We start from the raw sequence: 19,248 nt of genomic DNA on the forward strand, positions 1-19,248 counted from the left end.
GAAGGGGGCAACACATCGCAGGCCACGGTGATGGCGGCAATTACATGTGAGGTAAGCGTTCTGTTTTCAGAAGAGCATCCGAGTGTCTTGCACCCGGGATGGGTCAGCGCGCGCCTTCGTAGCCCGCCAGCACAGCGGCCAGATTGGTGCCAAGGATATCAGAGAGATAGCCGCCTTCCTGCACCAGAACGGTTGGCAGCCCGAGCCGCGCCAGCGCCGCGCCGATCTGCCTGAAGCCGTTGGTGGTGATTTTCAGCCCCTGCAGCGGATCTTCCTCTGAGGCATCCAAGCCCAGCGCGACCACCAGGGCGCCAGGCGCGAAAGCCTTGATCGTCGCGGCGGCCTGCTCCAGCGCCTTCATGTAAGGCGCATCGCCGGTGCCGAGTGGCAGCGGAATGTTGAGATTGGCGCCGGTACCGGCGCCGGTGCCGCGCTCATGCGCATAACCGACGAAGAATGGGTAATAGCGCGTCGGATCGGCGTGGATCGATACGGTCAGCACATCGGCACGGTCGTAGAAGATGCCCTGCGTGCCGTTGCCGTGATGCACGTCGACATCCAGGATGGCGACGCGTTCGTGCTTCTGGCGCAGATGCGCTGCGGCGATGGCGCTGTTGTTGAGGAAGCAGAAGCCGCCGGCCATGTCGCGATAGGCATGATGCCCCGGCGGCCGGCAGAGCGCATAGATCGTGTCTTCGCCATCCAGCACCATCTGCGCTGCCGTGGTGGCGGCATCGGCGGCGGCACAGGCGGCCGCAAAGGTGCCGGCGCCGATGGGGGCGGCGGTGTCGGCGGTGTGCCAGCCGAGCTTGCCGACGATGCTGGTGGGATAGCTGACGCCTTCGCCGCGATGGGGATGGATGTTGGGGATCATTTCCGGGCCGGTATCGCCCAGCGCCTGCCATTCGGCGAAGCCATGCTCAAGGAAGGCCAGGTAATCGGCGCTGTGCACGCGGGCGCGCGGGCCGCCGCCAAAGCTTTGCGCGGGAACGATCGTGTGCTTGCCGCTGTTCAGGCCGTTGAGAAGTCGCGTGGCGCGCTCAGGCTGCTCGGTGGTTTTGCGGATGACGCCGCGCACCAGGAAGAACTGCGGGTCGTGACTCTGATGCGCATCGCTGTAGACGGCTTTCACGGGGCTTTCTCCGACGGGCTGGGCTGATTGGCCGACAGGGCGCGCACAAGCTTGCCGACGCCCTGCCATGGATCGGTGAGGTGATATTCGAAAGCTGCCTGAATCCGCGCCACATCGCCGCTTTCGATGGCGGCCAGCAGCGGCTCGTGGGTTTCAGCGATGCGATGCGGATCGTCATAGAGGCGACCGATCAGGCCGATCACGATGCGCAGTTCCGACGCGAGATCATCGAACAGCCGCAGCAGACGGCGATTACCCGACATTTCGCAGATCAGCCGGTGAAAGCGGTAATCCTCTTCCACCTGGCGTGCCGGATCGTTGGTTGCGGCGGTTTCATACAGCACATCGAGCTGGCGGCGCAGTGCCGCGCGGCGTTCCGGCGTCAGGCGTGCGGCGGCCTGCACGGCAGCATGTTTCTCGATGCAGATGCGCAGATCATAAAGATCGTCGATCTCGTCAGGCGCGTGGGTGCGGACGAAAAAGCCGCGACCGGGAATGGCGACTAGCAGACCCTGCTGTTCCAGCAGACGCGCCGCTTCCCGCACCGGCGCGCGACTGACGCCCAGCTCGCGCGCGACGGCGGCTTCGGCCACCTTCGCGCCGGAGATCAGTTGGCCCGAAATGATGGCATCAGACAGCGACCGGGCAATCTGGGTGACCAGATCCTGGCTGACGATGGCGGGCAGGCCGACCGGCTTTGTTGCGAGTCGCATTCGGTTATGTCCTTGATCAGATTGTCTATCTTACAAATTGTCGACTGTCGACACTTTTCCGTTGCAGCTCGTTTCAGACGCATGACAGTATGACCGCCTGTTTTTCCGGAGGCGAAGCGATGACGGCGTCGGTACGTGCCCTGTCGAATACCAATGACCTCACCTGGCAGACAAAGGCCGATCTTGCCGCTGCCTATCGCCTGATCCACCGCCACGGTCTGGACGACAGCATCTACACCCATATCTCGGCGCGGCTGCCTGGCGGCCATGACCGTTTCCTGATCAATCCCTATGGCATGCGGTTCGAGGAGGTCAAAGCCTCCAACCTCGTCACCGTCGATATCGACGGCAAGGTGATCGAGGATCCGCTGGGGCTGGAGATCAATCCGGCCGGTTTCACCATCCACAGCGCCATTCACTCGGCGCGGCCCGATGTGGTCTGCGTCCTGCACACCCATACGGTGGCCGGCGTCGCCGTGTCCTGCCAGAAGGACGGCCTGCTGCCGCTGAACCAGTGGTCGATGCAGTTCCATGGCCGCATCGCCTATCACGATTACGAAGGCATCGCGCTCGATCTTGACGAACGCCAGCGCCTGATCGCCGACCTGGGCGACAAGTCGGTGTTTATCCTGCGCAATCACGGCCTGCTGACCTGCGGCCGCTCGGTCTCCGAGGCCTTCAAGCTGATGTTCAACCTTGAGCGGTCCTGCCGCGCCCAGCTCGCCATCCAGTCGGCGGGCGTGCCGGTGCAGCCGGCGCCCGCCGGCATCCCTGAAAAGACGGCGGGCCAGTATGCCCGCGGCTACGACAGAATAGAGGCCGGAAATGGCCCGGATATTGAATGGGAGGCTTTCAAGCGGATGTTGGAGCGTACGGATCCCGACTACCGCACCTGAACTGGTCAAGACCGCGCCAATCCGGCGTCACAGAGGGGGATTGCTGTGCAGAAATCGAACTTGATGAGTCTTCTTGTTGCCGCCGGCCTTGCCACGGGCATGGCCATGGGTGCGGCAGCGCAGACGCCTAAAGCTGGCGGTGTCGCCAATGCCATCATCCAGCCGGAGCCGCCGGGCCTGATGCTGGCTATGCTGCAGAACGGTCCGGTCCAGATGGTGGCCGGCAATATCTATGAAGGCCTGCTGCGCTACAGCCCCAAACTGGAGCCGCTGCCGGGCCTGGCTGAAAGCTGGGCCATCACCGACGAAGGCAAGACCTATACCTTCAAGCTGGTGAAAAATGCCTCCTGGCATGACGGCAAGCCGTTCACCGCGGCCGACGTGCTGTTCACCGTGGACTTCATCAAGCAGACCAATCCGCGCGCCCGCGCCAATCTGGCCCAGGTGGACAGTGTATCGGCGCCAGATGACTTCACCGTCGTCTTCAAGTTGAAGCAGGCCTTCGGGCCGTTCATCGGCATTTTCGAAGTTGGCTCGATGCCGATGGTGCCCAAGCATATCTATGACGGCATCGACTGGAAGACCGCGCCGGCCAACAACACGCCGATCGGCACTGGCCCCTTCATGTTCAAAGAATGGCAAAAGGGCAGCTTCATCAAGCTGGTGAAGAACCCGAACTACCATGTGAAGGGCAAGCCGTATCTGGACGAGATCTACTGGCACATCATTCCGGACGCCGCCGCGCGCTCGGTCGCCTTCGAGACCGGCAAGGTCGACATCCTGCCCGGCGGTTCGGTCGAGAATTTCGACGTGCCGCGTCTGAGCAAGATGAAAGACGTGTGCGTCACCGGCAAGGGCTGGGAGTATTTCGGCCCGCTCGCCTGGATGTGGTTGAACAACCGCCAGGGCCCGACCTCGAACAAGCTGTTCCGTCAGGCCGTGATGTATGCGATGGATCGCGACTTTGCCAAGAATGTCGTGTGGAACGGCCTGGGCGAAGTGGCCGTCGGCCCGATCTCGTCCTCCACCCGCTTCTTCGACAAGAGCCTGGCCAAGTACAAATACGATCCGGCCAAGGCCAAGGCGCTGCTGAAGGAAGCCGGCTACAAGGGTGAGAAGGTGCGTTTCATGCCGCTGCCCTATGGCGAGACCTGGACCCGTTGGGGTGAGGCCGTGCGCCAGAACCTGCAGGATGTCGGCATCAATCTTGAGGTGATCGCCACCGACGTGCCGGGTTACAACCAGAAGCTCGGCGAGTGGGATTTCGATATCGGCTTCAGCTATCTCTACCAGTATGGCGATCCGGCGCTGGGTGTTGGCCGTAACTACATCACGTCCAACATCGCCAAGGGCTCGCCGTTCAACAATGTGGAAGGCTATTCCAATCCGGAAGTCGACCGCCTGTTCGCCGAAGCCGCGGTCGCCTATCCCGACTCCAAGCGTCAGGAACTCTACAACCAGGTCACCAAGATCCTGATCGAGGACGTGCCGGTAGCCTGGCAGCTCGAACTGGAATTCCCGACCATCACCAAATGCAAGGTCAAGGACCTCGTCACCACCGGCATCGGTGTGAACGATGGCTTCCGCGACGCCTGGATCGACAAGTAAATCAGGTCCCATCCCTGCGGCGGCTCCGGTCGCCGCAGGGCCTTCATGTCCGGCCGCCCCGTCGATCCCTGAGTAAGCATGCTGTCATTCATTGCCCAACGCCTGGTGAAGGCCGTGATCGTCCTGCTGGCGATCATCGTCCTCAACTTCTTCCTGATCCGTGCCGCACCCGGCGATCCCGCCGTGGTGATGGCGGGTGAGGCTGGCGCCACCGACGAGCTTTTCGTTGCCCAGCTGCGCGAGAAGTTCGGCCTCGACCGGCCGATGCATGAACAGCTCTTCCTCTATGTGAAGGATATCGCCAGTTTCGATCTCGGCTTTTCCTTCCGCCAGCAGATGCCAGTGTCCAAGCTGATCCTCGACCGCCTGCCGGCGACCCTGCTGCTGACCGGCAGCGCCTTCGTCATCTCGCTGGGACTGGGTGTATTGCTTGGCGGCATGGCGGCGCGCCGCGCCGGCCGCTGGGGCGATACGGTCATCACCACGCTATCGCTGGTCTTCTACGCCACCCCGCTGTTCTGGGTGGCGCTGATGCTGGTGCTGTTGTTCTCGGTGCATCTCGAATGGCTGCCCAGCTTTGGCTACGAGACGGTGGGCGCCGGCTATACCGGCCTGCGCCATGTGCTGGATGTCGCTGCTCATCTGGTGCTGCCGGCGATCACACTCGGTTCCTTCTTCATGGCGACCTATACCCGCATGACCCGCGCCTCCATGCTGGAGGTCTCGCGGCTGGATTTCGTCAAGACCGCACGCGCCAAGGGCCTGCGCGACGGCGTGATCCAACGGCGTCATGTGCTGCGCAATGCCATGCTGCCGGTGGTCACCTTGGCGGGCCTGCAGGCCGGCACGCTGGTCGGCGGCGCGGTGCTGACCGAAACCGTCTTTGCCTGGCCGGGTATCGGCCGCCTGATGTACGACGCCCTGCTGCAGCGCGATTACAATCTTCTGCTCGGCGTCTTCATCGTCTCCTCGGCCATGGTGCTGGTCTTCAATCTGGTCACCGACCTGATCTATCGTCTGGTCGATCCCCGTATCGTGATGGGCTCATGAAAAAGATCGTCAAAGCCCTGTTGCGCAATCCGGCTAGCCTGATCGGGCTGATCATCCTGACCGCCGTGCTGGTCGTCGCCATCATCGGCCCGCTGGTCTTTCCCAACTCACCCTGGCGCATGGCGCAGCGGCCGTTCCTGGCACCCATGGTGGTGGACGGTTTCATGTTCGGCACCGATGCGCTGGGCCGTGACGTCACCGCCGGGCTGATCCATGGCGCTCGCGTCTCGCTGATGGTCGGTCTGGTCTCGACGCTGGTGGCGCTGGCGATCGGCGTGCCGCTTGGCGCCATCGCCGGCTATGCCGGTGGCCGGGTCGACGATGCGCTGATGCGCTTCACCGAATTCTTCCAGACCATTCCCAGTTTCGCGCTCGCCATCGTGCTGGTGGCGATCATGCAGCCCTCGATCGTTTCCATCGTCGCCGCCATCGCCATCGTCAGTTGGCCGCCAGTGGCTCGCCTGGTGCGCGGCGAGGTGTTGTCATTGCGCAGCCGTGAATATGTGCAGGCCGCCATCGTCACCGGTCACAGCAACGGCTGGATCATCTGGCGTGAAATCCTCCCCAACACCCTGTCGCCGATCATCGTGCTGGCCTCGCTGATGATCGCCACCGCCATCCTGCTGGAGTCGTCGTTGTCCTTCCTCGGGCTGGGTGATCCCAACCTGATGTCCTGGGGTTATATGGTCGGCGCCGGGCGCACCGTCATCCGCCAGGCCTGGTGGATCACCGTCTTCCCCGGCATCGCCATCCTGCTCACCGTGCTGGCGCTCAATCTGATCGGCGAGGGGCTGAACGACGCGCTCAACCCGCGCCTGTCCAAGGAGCGCTGATCATGAGCGCGCCCGTGGTTTCGATCCGCAATCTGAAGCTGGCACTGCCCCTGGGCGGTGACCGAGGCTTCGCCGTCGACGATGTCTCCTTCGATCTGGAGGCCGGCAAGATCCTCTGCGTGGTGGGCGAGTCCGGTTCAGGCAAGTCGATGTGCGCCCATGCCCTGCTGGGTCTGCTGCCAAAAGCCGTGAAGCCGCAGGGTGGCGAAATCCAGTTCGAAGGGCAGAACCTGCTCGGCCTCGACGAGGAAGGCTGGCTCGGCCTGCGCGGCCGACGCATCGCCATGATCTTCCAGGAACCGATGACGGCGCTCAATCCGCTGATGCGGATCGGCGACCAGATGGCCGAGATGTTTGAGGCCCATGACCTGCTGACGCCAGCCGAGCGCCGCCAGCGCGCAATTGCGCTTGCGCAGGAAGTGGGGTTGCCCGATCCCGAGCGCATCGTGCGCGCCTATCCGCACCAGCTCTCGGGCGGCCAGCGCCAGCGTGCCATGATCGCCATGGCGCTGGCGCTGGAACCCTCGGTGCTGGTCGCCGACGAACCGACCACGGCATTGGACGTCACCACGCAGGCGCAGATCCTGAAACTGGTGCGCGACCTGCAGACTCGCCGCAACATGGCGGTGATGTTCATCACCCACGATTTCGGCGTGGTGGCCGAGATCGCCGACCGCGTGGTGGTGTTGCAGCATGGCCGGATGGTCGAGCAGGGCCGCGCGCAGGATGTGCTGCAAAACCCGCAGCAGCCCTATACCCAGGCGCTGCTGGCTGCCGTGCCCACCATGCAGCCGCCGCCACGTCAGCCGATGGACGATCGTCCCAAGGCCGTCGATGTGATCGGTCTCAGCAAGACCTATGTCACGGCCAGCGGCTGGTTCCGTCCGGCGCGCCGGGTCGAGGCAGCGAAGAATGTCAGCTTCAGCATCCGGCAGGGCGAGACGCTCGGCCTGGTGGGCGAGTCCGGTTCGGGAAAATCTTCCGTGGCGCGTCTGGTGATGCAGCTCATCCGGCCCGATGGCGGCAGCGTGCGCCTGGGCGGCACCGATCTTACCCTGATGGGCGGCAAGGCGCTGCGCAGCCAGCGCCGCCGTATCCAGATGGTGTTCCAGGACCCCTTTGCCTCGCTCAATCCGCGCCGCAAGGTCGGCCGCATCATCGCCGATGGCCCGATCGCTCATGGCGTCGCGCCCGATACGGCGATGCGGCGCGCCGGCGAACTGCTGCAGATGGTGGGGCTGGATGCCGGCGCCATCGAGCGCTTTCCGCATGAATTCTCCGGCGGCCAGCGTCAGCGCATCGGCATTGCGCGTGCACTGGCTCTCGACCCCGAAATCCTGGTGGCCGACGAGGCCGTCTCGGCGCTGGATGTCTCGGTGCAGGCGCAGGTGCTGAAACTGCTGGAAGACCTCAAGAGCCGCCTCGGCCTGTCGATGCTGTTCATCACCCACGACCTGCGGGTGGCTGCGCAGATCTGCGACCGTATCGCGGTGATGCAGCGCGGCAGCATTGTCGAACTGAAGCCGGCCGCGGCGCTGTTTGCTGCGCCCGAACATCCCTATACGCGTGAATTGCTGGCCGCGGTGCCCGGGCGCAAGATGACACCGGATGCCGCATGAGCATGCGTTGCGCCGTCATCAGCCGAAAGCTCGACCTGCGCGCCTATTACGGCAAGGCGCTGGCGCAGATTGCCGACCGGATCGAAGCCATCGATCATCCGGTGACGACGCAGGCCGCCGGCGATGTGCGCATCGCGCTGGCCTGGCATCCGCATCCCGATGCCTTCGCGCATTATCCCAACCTGAAGGCGGTCTGCACCATCGGCGCCGGCGCCGACAATGTGCTGGCCTGTCCCAGCCTGCCACCGCATGTGGATGTGGTGCGCGTGGTCGATTCCGCGCAGGCGCAGATGATGGCGGGCTTTGTCGCCTGGCATGTGATCTGGCACCAGCGCCGCTTCGCCACCTACCGGGCGCAGCAGCAGGCCCAGGTCTGGAAGCGGCTCGACCAGCGCCGGCCGCAATCGGTATCGGTCGGCCTGCTGGGCTATGGCCAGATCGGACAATGCGTAGGCGAGACTCTCTCGGGGCTTGGTTTTCCAGTCCTGGCCTGGAGCCGGTCGCAGAAGCCGATGCCGCCGGGCCTGCGCGGATTCCACGGCGCTGACGGCCTGAAGGCGATGCTGGGTGAGACGGAAGTGCTGGTGAACCTGCTGCCGCTGACGCCGGAGACCCGCGGCCTTCTCAATGGCGACCTGTTTGCCGCCATGCGGCCGGGCGGATATCTGATCCAGGTCGGGCGCGGCGAGCATCTGGTCGAGGCCGATCTGCTGGCGGCGCTGGAATCGGGCCAGCTGTCAGGCGCTTCGCTGGATGTCTTCGCCGCCGAGCCGCTGCCGAAGGACCATGTCTTCTGGCATCACCCCGGGATCGTGATGACCCCGCATGACGCTTGCGATGTCAGTATCGAGGCGATGGCCGAAACCCTGATCCGGACGGCCGAGGCGGTGCAGGCCGGTCGCCGGCCGCCCCATGCGGTCGACCGCCAGCGCGGCTACTGATCCCAGCCCGTCAGATGGGATGAAGGGCGGATCGGGTAAAACCATCTGGTTCGGTTTGTGAAGTACAGTTTATGAACCAGACAGCATTTCCCACGATAGCTACAACGGCGCCTCCCATGCCGATGCCGCACACCGGCGCGGTATCAACCGTCAGGGCGGCCGAAGCATCATGTCTGCGAAGTATTCCAATATCACCGAAACCATTGGCCGCACGCCGATCGTGCGGATATCAAAGCTGGCGCCGGCCCATGTGCGGCTTTACGCGAAATTGGAAGCCTTCAATCCAATGGGATCGGTCAAGGACCGTCTTGCCCTTGGTGTGATCGAGGAGGCGGAGCGGACCGGCAAGCTGTCGCCCGGCCAGACGGTGATCGAGGCGACCAGCGGCAATACCGGTATCGGGCTTGCCATGGTCTGTGCCCAGCGTGGTTATCCGCTGGTGATCGTCATGGCCGAGAATTTCAGTGTCGAGCGTCGCAAGCTGATGCGCTTCCTCGGCGCCAAGGTGGTGCTGACCCCGGCATCGGAACGCGGCAGCGGCATGCTGGCCAAGGCCAAGGAACTGGCGGCTGCGCACGGCTGGTTCCTGCCGCGGCAGTTCGAGACCGAAGTGAATGCCGATGTCCATTCGCGCACCACGGCGCTTGAAATTCTCGATGCGTTCGCCGGTGATAATCTTGATTACTGGGTGACGGGCGTCGGTACCGGCGGCACGCTGAAAGGTGTGGCGCGCGTGCTGTGGCAGGAGCGGCCTGAAACGAAGATCGTCGTCTGCGAGCCGGACAATTCCCAGATGCTGGGCAGTGGCGTGGCCCAGTCATGGACTGCGGATGGCCTGCCGGCCGGTGCGCATCCGGCGTTCCGGCCGCATCTGATGCAGGGCTGGAGTCCGGATTTCATCCCCAAACTGGTGGGTGACGTGATGGCCGCCAAACTGATCAGCCAGATCATGCCGATCAATGGCGCGCAGGCCCTGAAGATGGCGCAGGCACTGGCGGCGCAGGAAGGCATCTTCACCGGCATCAGTGGCGGAGCCACGCTGGCCGGCGCACTGGAGGTCTGCCGGCAGGCGGCGCCAGGCAGCACGATCCTGTGCATGCTGCCCGATACGGGTGAGCGCTATCTCAGCACGCCATTGTTTGCCGATGTCCCGGCCGACATGACGGAAGAGGAAACCGAGATCGCCCGGTCGACGCCGAATTTCCGTTTTGATGTTCCATCCGCGTCGCCGCCAGCCGCAACAGCGCCGGCGGAGCCGCCGCCGGTGCGTCGCGAGGCCGCCGATTTTGTGACCCAGGTGGTGAGCAATCCGGAAGAACCGGTGGTGATGTTCGCGCTCGAATGGTGCGAATTCTGCTGGTCGGCCCGCAAGATGTTTTCCCACCTGGGGATTCCCTATCGCTCCATCGATATCGACTCAGTGGCCTATCAGAAGGATAACTGGGGCGGGGATGTGCGGGTGGCGCTTAATGCGAGAACCGGCTTCAAGACGATCCCGCAGATTTTCGTGGGTGGAGAATTCATCGGCGGCAGCACCGATCTTTTCGATGCCTACAAGGCCGGAAAGCTGCAGCAAGGCCTGCGCCGCGCCAACATGACGTTCCGGGAGCCGGTCGGTCTCGACCCGTATTCCTTCCTGCCTGCATGGCTGCAGACACGCTCTCGCTGAAGGAAGGAAATGGTGGGCGGTGACGGGATCGAACCGCCGGCCACCTCGGTGTAAACGAGGCGCTCTACCGCTGAGCTAACCGCCCGCGTCCAGTCTGGACGCGGGGTTCTTAGCAGATCATACCGGGCAATGCCAGTTTTTGGGGCCGTTTCGAGGCGGTTATTCGGCTGCCACGGGGCAGGGCTGTTTCTGCAGCCTGCCCCGGATATAGACCTTCACGATGGTGTCGTCGGCTGGATAATGCTCCGGCTGCACGGCGGTGAGCTGGGCCTGGATACATTGCCAGATGCCATCCTCCCGTAGGTAGGTATCGGTGTAGAAGGTCATTCCCGTGGTCTCGACGCCGTCCTTGATTCTGACCGCTTTGGTGGTGGAGCAGACGAGGGCGACATTGCCGAAAATGGAAATCCGCTCATCCCGGTAATCGTAGTAGGGGATGGTGTTGGGATTGAAGGCGATGGCCCAATACGTCATGTATTGCTTGCGGGAGAATCGTTCGCCATTCGGCATGATGCAAACGAAGCGGTCGTGAATGATCACGTCATGTGCATCGACGTCACTCATGACGAAATTGTTGATGAATTTCGCGTTCAGGTCCCGCAGGACGGACAGCGCAGTGTCAGCCATCTTTTCGTTCCTTGTTACTCGCCAGGTTTGGTCTGGTCAGGGCAGAAGCTGGAATTCGGGGTCGTCCGCCAGGTCTTTCGCGATGGCAGCCGTGGCCTCGTCGGCCGGGAAGAAGCTCTCGATCTTGATCTGCTGCAGCGTCACATCGCGCGGCATCGCAAAGGTGGTCAGAGCCACGAAGAAAGACAGGTCATGCCTGCCGATCGACAGTTCCATGCTCAGCATCGGTGCGTCGAGGCGGGCTGGGTCCGCTGCGCGGAAAGAGGCCGGCATGTCGGGATACTGCATCAGGCTGTCACGTAGGCTGGCGGCGGCCTGATTCAGCCCCTGCGTTGCGTCCCGATGCAGGACCTGCATGAAGGCGCCGACAAAGTCTTCCCAGTTGCGCATGAACGGCCGCATGCCGCCGGGGTGGCAAAGCACATGCATGACATTGGCCAGCAGTGGCTCCGGCATGGAGTAGCGCGCCCGCATGCCACCGAAGATGCGTGTGCTGGCCGCATTGCGCATGCGGATGTTCCAGCCCTCATCCAGCACCAGGGCCGGATAGGGCTCTTGGTGTTCCAGCATCACGGTCAGCGCCCGGTTGATCGGCGTGAATTCAGGTGCATCCAGGCTGCGCGCGCTGTAGATCGGCGCATAGCCGGCGGCCATCAGCAGAGCATTCTGCTCGGCGAAGGGGATGTCGAGCACCTGGGCCAGCAGACGCACCATCTCGCGGCTTGGCAGCGAGCGGCCGGTTTCGAGGAAACAGAGATGGCGCGCCGAGATGCCAGCCTCGGTGGCGAGCGCAAGCTGGCTCAGGCGTCGGGTCGAGCGCCAGTGCCGCAGCAGCTCCTGGAAGGGTGGAGTCATGATATTCATGACCCGCATGCTAGGCCCGCCCGGGTAGGCTAAACAATTACCTCTGATGTAAGCGTCAGGAAAGCCTGACTTTTGAGGGGCTTAACTCACTCGACCGGATGGTCGTCATGGCCCAGATGGTTGTGGTGGCGGCTGTCGGGCATCCAGAACACGGCCAGCAGGGCCAGCACAGCCATGCCACTGACATAGTAATAGAAGACCTCTTCCATGCCCTGCTGCTTGAACCACAACGCGACATATTCGGCCGAGCCGCCGAAAGCCGCATTGCCGATCGCATAGGACAGGCCGACGCCCAGCGCGCGCACTTCAGTGGGGAAAAGCTCGGCTTTCACCAGGCCGCTGATCGATGTGTAGAAGCTGTTGATCGCCAGCGCGGTCAGGATCAAGCCGAAGGCCGCGTAGGGGCTGGTGACGGTGCCGATCGCGGTGAGCAGCGGCACGGTGGCGATGGCGGTGAGGCCGGCAAAGGCGAACAAGGCCGGCCGGCGGCCGATGCGGTCGGCCAGCGTGCCGAACAGCGGCTGCAGCAGCATGTAGACGAACAGCACGCAGGTCATCACCAGGCTGGCGGTCTTGGCATTCATGCCCGCCGTGTTGACTAGGTATTTCTGCATGTAGGTCGTATAGGTGTAGAAGGCGAGCGAACCGCCCGCGGTCAGTCCCAGCACCTGCAGGAATGCCTTGTAGTGCTTCTTCAGCCCCGCGATGGTTCCGGCCTCCTTCTGCTGCCGCTTCTCGGCCGAGATGGTTTCGGGCAGCGAGCGGCGCAGCAGCAGCGCCACGATGGCCAGCACCGCGCCGAGGAAGAATGGCACGCGCCAGCCCCAGGCCATCAGTTCTTCATGGCTTAGGAACTGCTGCATGATGACGAGCACCAGAACGGCCATCAGCTGACCGCCGATCAGCGTCACATACTGGAAGGACGAGAAGAAGCCGCGATGCTTGGCCACGGCGACCTCGCTCATATAGGTTGCGCTGGTGCCGTATTCGCCGCCGACCGACAAGCCTTGCAGCAGGCGCGCGAGCACCAGCAGCACGGCGGCCGATGCGCCGATATGGTCATAGGTCGGCAGCACGGCGATGATCAGCGAGCCACCGCACATCATCAGCACCGACAGCACCATGGCGGCGCGGCGGCCCTGGCGGTCGGCGAAGCGGCCAAAGAACCAGCCGCCGATCGGGCGCATCAGGAAGCCGGCGGCGAAGACGCCGGCGGCGTTCAGCAGCTGTGTGGTGGTATCGCCCTTGGGGAAGAAGGCTGGCGCGAAATACAGTGCGCAGAAGGAGTAGACGTAGAAGTCATACCACTCGACCAGATTGCCCGAGGAGCCGGCGACGATCGCCATGACGCGGCGGCGCGTATCATGGGCGGCGGCGGGTTTGTCGGCAAAGGCGATGGTGGTCATGACGGCTCCGTAGGGATGGCGTGCAGGCGTATCAACGCCGCAGAAAATGCGAAGTTGCGGCATAGGCCGTGAAAAACCGCAATGCCAGCCTGCGCTCGCGCGGATATAGGGATCGGTGTCGGGGATCACAGAATCATGCCCGTATCCATGCATCGCCTGCATGGATGGCATGCGTGATTCAGCAGGGTTTTTACGGGACGCTTATGCGGCGCTGCGGCGTGGCTGCAGGGCGGTTTCCTCGACGCGAATCCGGTGCCGCAGCAACAGCACATTGGCGATGCTCCAGATGAGCGCGATCTGCCAGGCCCCGAAGGCCAGCGGTAGCACGGCGATCTCGGCCACCACCACGGCATAGTTTGGATGCCTGAGGAAACGGAACGGCCCGCTGCGCACCAGCGGCGCTTCGGGCAGCGTGATGATGCGGGTAGTCCAGTAGGGACCGAGCGTCGCCACCACCCAGATGCGCAGCAACTGCAGCACCGCAAAGACGCCGATCAGGGGCCAGGATGGCGTGGTGTCGCCCGGCACAGTGACGGCGATGGCAGCAAGCCACGAACCATGCAGCAGCACGAATAGCGGATAGTGCTTCCGCCCGATCTCGATTGCGCCGCGTGCCAACAAACGCCGCGTGTTGCGCGCGGCCCAAACCAGTTCGGCCAGGCGCTGCAGAGCAACCAGTGCCACAATGACGTAGAGAGGCGTGACGACCGCCTGCATCATGGCAGGTCGATCATCTGCAAGGCGGCCGTGAAGCCGGGACCGAGCGAAGTCATCAGATGGCGGCCGCGGGATCCGGACTCCATCATGGCCTGCAGCACGAACAGTACGGTGACCGACGACATATTGCCATGCTGGCGCAGCACGTCACGCGCATGGCGCATGCCGCCAGCCTGCAGGTCGAAGCAGGCCTCCAGCGCATCCAGCACCTTGGCGCCGCCGGGATGGCAGATGTAGCCGGCGATCTGTTCGGGCGTGATGCCTTGCGCCGCGAAGAAACGGTCGACGATGGGGCGCAGGTCGTTACGCACCAGATCCGGGATGTTGCCGGAGAAAATCACCTTCAGCCCGTCTTCCAGCACGTCCCAGCCCATCACGCCCAGGCTGTCGGGCCAGATATGCTCGGCAGCCGCGCCCAGTGCCGGCTTGCCGGCGTATTCTTCACGACAGCTCACCACGGTGGCCGCCGCGCCATCGCCGAACAGCGCGGTGGCGACGATGTTGCTTTTCGAGCGGTCCTGGAAACGGAAGGTGAGGCCGCACAGCTCGACTGCCAGCAGCAGAATATGCGATTGCGGCTGCGCCTTGGCCATAGAGGCCGCGCGCGACAGGCCGAGCACGCCACCGGCGCAGCCCAGGCCGAAGACAGGCAGGCGCTGTACATCGCTGCGCAGGCCCAACTGTTGCCACAGCCTTGCTTCCAGGCTCGGCGTGGCGATGCCGGTGGAGCTGATGCTGATCACCATGTCGATATCGGTGGCGTTCAGGCTGGCGGAATCCAGCGCGTTGCGTGCCGCCTCGGTCAGCAGCGCCGTGGCGTTTTCCAGGAACAGGGTGTTGCGTTCGGTGAAGTCGTGCGGCGCGGTGTACCAGTCGATCGGTACGCAGGAATGGCGATGCTCGATCTCGGCATTGCGATAGATCGGCGTCAGCCGGCTGAAATCGCTCATGCTCGGGGCGAAGAGTTCTCTGGCGCGGCGCGCCACCTCATCCTGCGGCAGATCGAAGGCCGGCACCGCGGTGGCCAGCGAGACCAGATGCGGAGTGGGGTGCCGATACGCGCTGCCGCTCATGACGCCTCCGTGGTTGGCTGCACACCCTAGCGGGGCAGGGAGCCGGGCGCAGCGGCCCGGCATCTCAAGCTTCGGTGATCGGAACGCCCGTTGCGTTTACTCCGCAGCTACATCCAGCGGCGGATAGTCAGTGTAACCCTCGGCGCCGCCGCCATAGAGTGTAGCACGGTTCAGCGGCGCGAGCGGCGCCTTGCGGCGCAGGCGCGTGACCAGATCGGGGTTGCTGATGAACGGCCGGCCGAAGGCCACCATGTCGGCGCGGCCATTGGCGATCGCCTCCTCGGCCATTTCCGGCGTATAGCCGTTATTGGTGATCCAGGTGTTACGGAAGCGGCTGCGCAGCGCGCCGTAGTCGAAGCCGGCGCCGAAATCGCGATCCGCGCCGGTCGAACCCTCGATCACATGCACGTAGACGAGATTGAGGCGGTCGAGCTGTTCGACCACATGGTTGAACAGCGGCTGCGGATCGCTGTCGCTGGCATCGTTGGCCGGCGTCACCGGCGAAATGCGGATGCCGGTGCGTTCAGCACCGATCTCTTGCACCACGGCTGCCGTGGCTTCCAGCAGCAGGCGGGCGCGGTTCTCGATGCTGCCGCCGTATATGTCCGTGCGCTGGTTACTGCCGTTGCGCAGGAACTGGTCGAGCAGATAGCCATTGGCGCCATGCAGCTCGACGCCGTCGAAGCCGGCGGCGATGGCATTGGCGGCGCCCTTGCGATAGCCGTCGATGATGCCGGGCAGTTCATCCAGCCGCAGGGCGCGCGGCTCGGAAACATCCGTGAAGGTGCCGCCGACGAAGGTCTTGCCTTTGGCGCGGATGGCCGAAGGCGCCACCGGAGCCTGGCCATTGGGCTGCAGCGACACATGGCTGATGCGGCCGACATGCCAGAGCTGCAGGAAGATGCGGCCACCCTTGGCATGCACGGCATCGGTCACGCGCTTCCAGCCGGCGATCTGTTCGGCCGAGTGGATGCCGGGCGTGTCCTGATAGCCCTGGCCCTCGGGCACCACTTGGGTTGCCTCGGCGATGATCAGCCCGGCATCGGCGCGCTGGGCGTAATATTCGGCCATGAGCGCGGTGGGGACGTTGCTGCCGGGCGTGGCGCGGTTGCGCGTCAATGGCGCCATGGCGATGCGGTTGGCGAGGGTGAGCGGGCCAAGGCGGACGGGATCGAATAGGGAGGTCATGGAAGGATCCGGGAAGGTCGGGGAGGTATCAATAAGAAGGGCCTGGAACCGCAAAAGGCAAGTGCGGTTATGGCAACTTTATGCGGCGGCGTGACGCGATGTCGCGGCGTCGCCGGTCTGGAGATACCGGTCGAAGGCTGCGCAGACCTGTCGGACCAGCGGCCGGCCGGGTTCGGGGATGTGCAGGCAGTAGCCCCGGCGTTCGACCGCGCCATGAGCCTGCAGCACCGCCAACCGCTGCAGGTCTGCGTCGAACACGGCAGGCGTCATGCCGTGCTGCAGAGCCAGGATGGCCAGGTTGACCTTCATATGGCACATCAGCTGTTCGATCACGGCGCGGCGCAGGCGATCTTCCGCCGTCACGGCACGCATGCGTGCGATCGGCAGCGCCGATGCCTGCACAGCCTCGCGCCATGCTGCGACGGACGGAATGGTCTGCGCATAACCTTGCGGCAGCGTGCTGATGGCGGACGGACCGAAACCCAGCAGGATGTCGCCAGCCTCGGTGGTATAGCCCTGGAAATTGCGATGCAGCCGTCCGGTTGCGGCCTGCTGCGCAAGCTGGTCCTGCGGCCGCGCGAAATGGTCGAGGCCGATCCGGCGATAGCCGGCGTCGACAAGCACCTGGGCCGCGGCAGCCTCCTGGGCGAAACGCGCCGCCGTATCGGGCAGTGCATCGGTATCGATGCGGGCCTGGTGCGGTTTCATCCATGGGACATGCGCATAGCCGAACAGGGCGATGCGGTCCGGCTGCAGCGTCAGGCTGCGCTGCACCGTGTCGACGACGTTATCCACGGTCTGGAATGGCAGGCCATAGATCAGGTCGAGATTGATGGACCCGATGCCGGCCGCGCGCAGGGCGTCGGCTGTGCGGGCGACCATGTCGAGCGGCTGGTGGCGGTTGATCGCCGACTGCACGCGTTCGTCCAGGCTCTGGACGCCCAGGCTGGCGCGGTTGATGCCGAGGGCGCGCAGGCCGGGCAACAGGTCTGCATCGAACCGGCGCGGATCAAGCTCGATGGCGATTTCTGCATCCGGCAATACGGTGAAATGGCGATACAGCCGTTCGGCTATCCGTTGCAGCCCGCTGCTGCCCAGGATGCTTGGCGTGCCGCCGCCGAAATGCAGGGCGCTCAGGCGTGGCCGGGCGGGCAGCAGGGCCAGCGTCTGGTCAATCTCGGCCAGCAGCGGCACCAGAAAGCGGTCCAGGGCCTGATCGCCTTTCAGCACCTGGGTATGGCAGCCGCAGTACCAGCACATCTCGCGGCAGAAGGGCACGTGCACATAGAGGGCATAGGCACTGCCCTCGGGCAGCGCCGCCAGCCATTCCCGCCAGAGGCCGTCGTTCCCGGCCGGCTGGAAATGCGGTGCGGTGGGATAGGAGGTGTAGCGCGGCACCGGGCCAAACTGGCTGGCCAGCTCGGCTGCCGGCATCCTCGACGGGAGAATCGCATATTCGGTCATGGCCACAGTTCATCACGACCCGCAGGCGGGAGAATTGACCTGGCGCAAGGGCGGGGTGTTTCAGGCTAAATACATAACAAGCAATTGTAATTATTGAAGAATATCAGAACACAATTAAAGTGAGAATTGATCAGAATTATTTTAAGGGCTGGGTAGAAAGCAACTGCTACTAGAACAGAGGGGTAAAATAACCTCGAGTCGTTCCTGCCGAGCTTCGCTGTGTCCCTGACCGATATCGCCATCGTCACCATCCCCGGAATGATCCTGCTGTTGGCTGTGGGCATCGGCGGCGATGCGTTGGCGGCGCTGGCGCGCAACATGGCGATGAAGCGCTTTGATCTTGATCGCCTGAATGCTCAGATCGAAACGGCGCGCCGCGGCTACCAGGAGCAGGCGGCACGGCTGGACGAGCAGACCCGGGCGCTGCAGGCGGTCGAAGGGAAATATCTCGGCATCGCGCGCGAATTGCAGAGCCTGCGCTATGCCGAAGCTGCGCTGCAGGATCCACACAACAACACGGTGTTCGAGATCGGCAAGCCGCTGGCCGGCAGCACCGGCTGGTTTGTGAAGCTGCTGTTGCACCGGGCGCATGAGATGTTCCGCGGCCTGGGCACGCAGCCGACCAACAGCGAGGGCTATCGCACCGGCCGGCTGGTGATCTGGGGCGTGGATGGCGAAACCGCGCAGCAGCTCTGCCGTCAGCGGTTCAGCAAGGATGCTTCGGTGCTGGGCATCCAGCGCTTCAAGGGGCGGCTGAAGAAGTCCGATGTTTAATCTCGACCTGATGACGCTGGTCTATGCGCTGGTTCTGGGCGCGAACCTTGCCCTGATCCTGCTGGTCGGCCATCTGGCGCTGGAACGCGCCCGCGATGCCTGGAACGACATCGCCAGCCGTGCGCGCCAGACCCAGACCCAGCTTGATCATCTGCAGGATATCACCGAGACGGCCAGCATCCGCACCTCGGAGGCGATCCAGAAGGTCGGCGAGACCGAGCGCAAGCTGACCGAGGCCGAGCGCGATCTCGCATCGGTGAAGCAGCGGCAGGCGGTTGAACCCTTGCCCTTTGTCTACAGCGTCACGCCGACCGAGAATTTCGATCCCGGCGGCACCGTGTGGGAGTTCCTGGTGCTGCATGAAGGGGAGGCACAGAAGGAAAGCAGCCCGGATCATCCGGCGCGCCAGTGGCTGAACGGCCGCCTCTATCTGGTGCAGGCTGCAACCCAGACGGCAGCCAAGCGCCAGCTCGAGCGGCATCTGCCCGAAGCCGATGGTTTCCGGGTCACTTTTGTGAAACGGCATGGCGAGACCATCTTCGCGGAGGCGAGCTGATCACGCCTAGCGCCCCTGTGATGGTGATCACAGCGAGCCTGGACGCGGCTGTGGAATAACAATCCCGTCAGCGTCGAGGGATGACCCTCGTTGTTCCAAACTGAGACCCCGGAGTCCT

18 protein-coding genes and 1 tRNA gene are annotated in these 19,248 nt (G+C 63.9%); 9 read left to right on the forward strand and 10 right to left on the reverse strand.

Features of this window, described 5'->3' with window-relative positions; genetic code table 11:
* Window positions 1-103 precede the first annotated feature (103 nt).
* Both AC1RRT_RS16395 and AC1RRT_RS16400 read right to left on the reverse strand, forming a co-directional pair.
* Window positions 104-1,132, reverse strand: a complete 1,029-nt coding sequence (locus AC1RRT_RS16395) for a histone deacetylase family protein (protein WP_493014880.1) — start codon at window positions 1,130-1,132, stop codon at window positions 104-106.
* Window positions 1,129-1,845 (reverse strand): GntR family transcriptional regulator, encoded by a 717-nt coding sequence (locus AC1RRT_RS16400; RefSeq protein WP_493014881.1) that lies wholly within the window; start codon window positions 1,843-1,845, stop codon window positions 1,129-1,131. Before AC1RRT_RS16400 ends, AC1RRT_RS16395 begins: the two co-directional genes overlap by 4 nt.
* 119 nt (window positions 1,846-1,964) lie before the next feature.
* Between AC1RRT_RS16400 and AC1RRT_RS16405 the strand changes: the two genes are divergently transcribed.
* From AC1RRT_RS16405 to AC1RRT_RS16435, 7 genes are all read left to right on the forward strand, one after another.
* A complete protein-coding gene (locus AC1RRT_RS16405; RefSeq protein WP_493014882.1) occupies window positions 1,965-2,741 on the forward strand; it encodes a class II aldolase/adducin family protein in 777 nt (258 codons plus the stop codon).
* 63 nt (window positions 2,742-2,804) lie between these two features.
* The gene (locus AC1RRT_RS16410; RefSeq protein ID WP_493014883.1) at window positions 2,805-4,349 is read left to right on the forward strand and encodes an ABC transporter substrate-binding protein; all 1,545 of its coding nucleotides are present in this window, start codon (window positions 2,805-2,807) and stop codon (window positions 4,347-4,349) included.
* A gap of 78 nt (window positions 4,350-4,427) precedes the next feature.
* Window positions 4,428-5,399: an ABC transporter permease gene (locus AC1RRT_RS16415; RefSeq protein ID WP_493014884.1), complete on the forward strand. Its 972-nt coding sequence runs from the start codon at window positions 4,428-4,430 to the stop codon at window positions 5,397-5,399.
* On the forward strand, window positions 5,396-6,232 hold the full coding sequence (locus AC1RRT_RS16420; RefSeq protein ID WP_493014885.1) for an ABC transporter permease: 837 nt from the start codon (window positions 5,396-5,398) through the stop codon (window positions 6,230-6,232). Before AC1RRT_RS16415 ends, AC1RRT_RS16420 begins: the two co-directional genes overlap by 4 nt.
* 2 nt (window positions 6,233-6,234) lie before the next feature.
* Complete coding sequence (locus tag AC1RRT_RS16425; protein WP_493014886.1) at window positions 6,235-7,851, forward strand: ABC transporter ATP-binding protein; 1,617 nt, start codon at window positions 6,235-6,237, stop codon at window positions 7,849-7,851.
* Window positions 7,848-8,792, forward strand: coding sequence for a 2-hydroxyacid dehydrogenase (locus AC1RRT_RS16430; protein ID WP_493014887.1), 945 nt, complete (start codon window positions 7,848-7,850; stop codon window positions 8,790-8,792). The genes AC1RRT_RS16425 and AC1RRT_RS16430 overlap by 4 nt, the downstream gene beginning before the upstream one ends.
* Before the next feature lie 169 nt (window positions 8,793-8,961).
* Window positions 8,962-10,461 (forward strand): pyridoxal-phosphate dependent enzyme, encoded by a 1,500-nt coding sequence (locus AC1RRT_RS16435; protein WP_493014888.1) that lies wholly within the window; start codon window positions 8,962-8,964, stop codon window positions 10,459-10,461.
* Between the two features lie 10 nt (window positions 10,462-10,471).
* Here AC1RRT_RS16435 and AC1RRT_RS16440 read toward each other — a convergent pair.
* The 8 genes from AC1RRT_RS16440 to hemN all read right to left on the reverse strand — a co-directional run bounded on the left by AC1RRT_RS16440 (window position 10,472) and on the right by hemN (window position 17,800).
* Window positions 10,472-10,546 (reverse strand) — tRNA-Val (locus AC1RRT_RS16440).
* A gap of 74 nt (window positions 10,547-10,620) precedes the next feature.
* Entirely contained in the window at window positions 10,621-11,088 is a 468-nt protein-coding gene (locus tag AC1RRT_RS16445) for a nuclear transport factor 2 family protein (RefSeq protein ID WP_493014889.1), read from the reverse strand.
* Between the two features lie 36 nt (window positions 11,089-11,124).
* Window positions 11,125-11,952, reverse strand: a complete 828-nt coding sequence (locus tag AC1RRT_RS16450; protein WP_493014890.1) for a helix-turn-helix domain-containing protein — start codon at window positions 11,950-11,952, stop codon at window positions 11,125-11,127.
* Window positions 11,953-12,038: 86 nt separating this feature from the next.
* Complete coding sequence (locus tag AC1RRT_RS16455; protein WP_493014891.1) at window positions 12,039-13,358, reverse strand: MFS family transporter; 1,320 nt, start codon at window positions 13,356-13,358, stop codon at window positions 12,039-12,041.
* A gap of 201 nt (window positions 13,359-13,559) precedes the next feature.
* Window positions 13,560-14,078 carry an isoprenylcysteine carboxyl methyltransferase family protein gene (locus tag AC1RRT_RS16460; protein WP_493014892.1) on the reverse strand — a complete coding sequence of 173 codons (519 nt, stop codon included), beginning with the start codon at window positions 14,076-14,078 and terminating at the stop codon, window positions 13,560-13,562.
* Window positions 14,075-15,148, reverse strand: coding sequence for a type III polyketide synthase (locus tag AC1RRT_RS16465; RefSeq protein ID WP_493014893.1), 1,074 nt, complete (start codon window positions 15,146-15,148; stop codon window positions 14,075-14,077). The genes AC1RRT_RS16460 and AC1RRT_RS16465 overlap by 4 nt, the downstream gene beginning before the upstream one ends.
* 96 nt (window positions 15,149-15,244) lie before the next feature.
* Window positions 15,245-16,336, reverse strand: a complete 1,092-nt coding sequence (locus AC1RRT_RS16470; protein WP_493014894.1) for an alkene reductase — start codon at window positions 16,334-16,336, stop codon at window positions 15,245-15,247.
* A gap of 78 nt (window positions 16,337-16,414) precedes the next feature.
* Window positions 16,415-17,800: an oxygen-independent coproporphyrinogen III oxidase gene (gene hemN, locus AC1RRT_RS16475; RefSeq protein WP_493014895.1), complete on the reverse strand. Its 1,386-nt coding sequence runs from the start codon at window positions 17,798-17,800 to the stop codon at window positions 16,415-16,417.
* 219 nt (window positions 17,801-18,019) lie between these two features.
* Here hemN and AC1RRT_RS16480 point away from each other — a divergent pair, with 219 nt between their 5' ends.
* Together AC1RRT_RS16480 and AC1RRT_RS16485 are read left to right on the forward strand one after the other, a co-directional pair.
* On the forward strand, window positions 18,020-18,574 hold the full coding sequence (locus AC1RRT_RS16480; RefSeq protein ID WP_493014896.1) for a hypothetical protein: 555 nt from the start codon (window positions 18,020-18,022) through the stop codon (window positions 18,572-18,574).
* A complete protein-coding gene (locus tag AC1RRT_RS16485; protein ID WP_493014897.1) occupies window positions 18,567-19,130 on the forward strand; it encodes a hypothetical protein in 564 nt (187 codons plus the stop codon). The genes AC1RRT_RS16480 and AC1RRT_RS16485 overlap by 8 nt, the downstream gene beginning before the upstream one ends.
* Window positions 19,131-19,248: the final 118 nt, after the last annotated feature.

The sequence above is a fragment of the Ferrovibrio sp. GW821-FHT12B10 genome, assembly GCF_058807515.1.

Bases quoted from the DNA above. Each gene is read 5' to 3' on its own strand.
- AC1RRT_RS16445 (WP_493014889.1), bottom strand. From the start codon at position 11,088: ATGGCTGACACTGCGCTGTCCGTCCTGCGGGACCTGAACGCGAAATTC.
- AC1RRT_RS16470 (WP_493014894.1), bottom strand. From the start codon at position 16,336: ATGACCTCCCTATTCGATCCCGTCCGCCTTGGCCCGCTCACCCTCGCC.
- AC1RRT_RS16450 (WP_493014890.1), bottom strand. From the start codon at position 11,952: ATGAATATCATGACTCCACCCTTCCAGGAGCTGCTGCGGCACTGGCGC.
- AC1RRT_RS16460 (WP_493014892.1), bottom strand. From the start codon at position 14,078: ATGATGCAGGCGGTCGTCACGCCTCTCTACGTCATTGTGGCACTGGTT.
- AC1RRT_RS16400 (WP_493014881.1), bottom strand. From the start codon at position 1,845: ATGCGACTCGCAACAAAGCCGGTCGGCCTGCCCGCCATCGTCAGCCAG.
- hemN (WP_493014895.1), bottom strand. From the start codon at position 17,800: ATGACCGAATATGCGATTCTCCCGTCGAGGATGCCGGCAGCCGAGCTG.
- AC1RRT_RS16410 (WP_493014883.1), top strand. From the start codon at position 2,805: ATGAGTCTTCTTGTTGCCGCCGGCCTTGCCACGGGCATGGCCATGGGT.
- AC1RRT_RS16435 (WP_493014888.1), top strand. From the start codon at position 8,962: ATGTCTGCGAAGTATTCCAATATCACCGAAACCATTGGCCGCACGCCG.
- AC1RRT_RS16405 (WP_493014882.1), top strand. From the start codon at position 1,965: ATGACGGCGTCGGTACGTGCCCTGTCGAATACCAATGACCTCACCTGG.
- AC1RRT_RS16485 (WP_493014897.1), top strand. From the start codon at position 18,567: ATGTTTAATCTCGACCTGATGACGCTGGTCTATGCGCTGGTTCTGGGC.
- AC1RRT_RS16420 (WP_493014885.1), top strand. From the start codon at position 5,396: ATGAAAAAGATCGTCAAAGCCCTGTTGCGCAATCCGGCTAGCCTGATC.
- AC1RRT_RS16415 (WP_493014884.1), top strand. From the start codon at position 4,428: ATGCTGTCATTCATTGCCCAACGCCTGGTGAAGGCCGTGATCGTCCTG.
- AC1RRT_RS16455 (WP_493014891.1), bottom strand. From the start codon at position 13,358: ATGACCACCATCGCCTTTGCCGACAAACCCGCCGCCGCCCATGATACG.
- AC1RRT_RS16425 (WP_493014886.1), top strand. From the start codon at position 6,235: ATGAGCGCGCCCGTGGTTTCGATCCGCAATCTGAAGCTGGCACTGCCC.
- AC1RRT_RS16465 (WP_493014893.1), bottom strand. From the start codon at position 15,148: ATGAGCGGCAGCGCGTATCGGCACCCCACTCCGCATCTGGTCTCGCTG.
- AC1RRT_RS16430 (WP_493014887.1), top strand. From the start codon at position 7,848: ATGAGCATGCGTTGCGCCGTCATCAGCCGAAAGCTCGACCTGCGCGCC.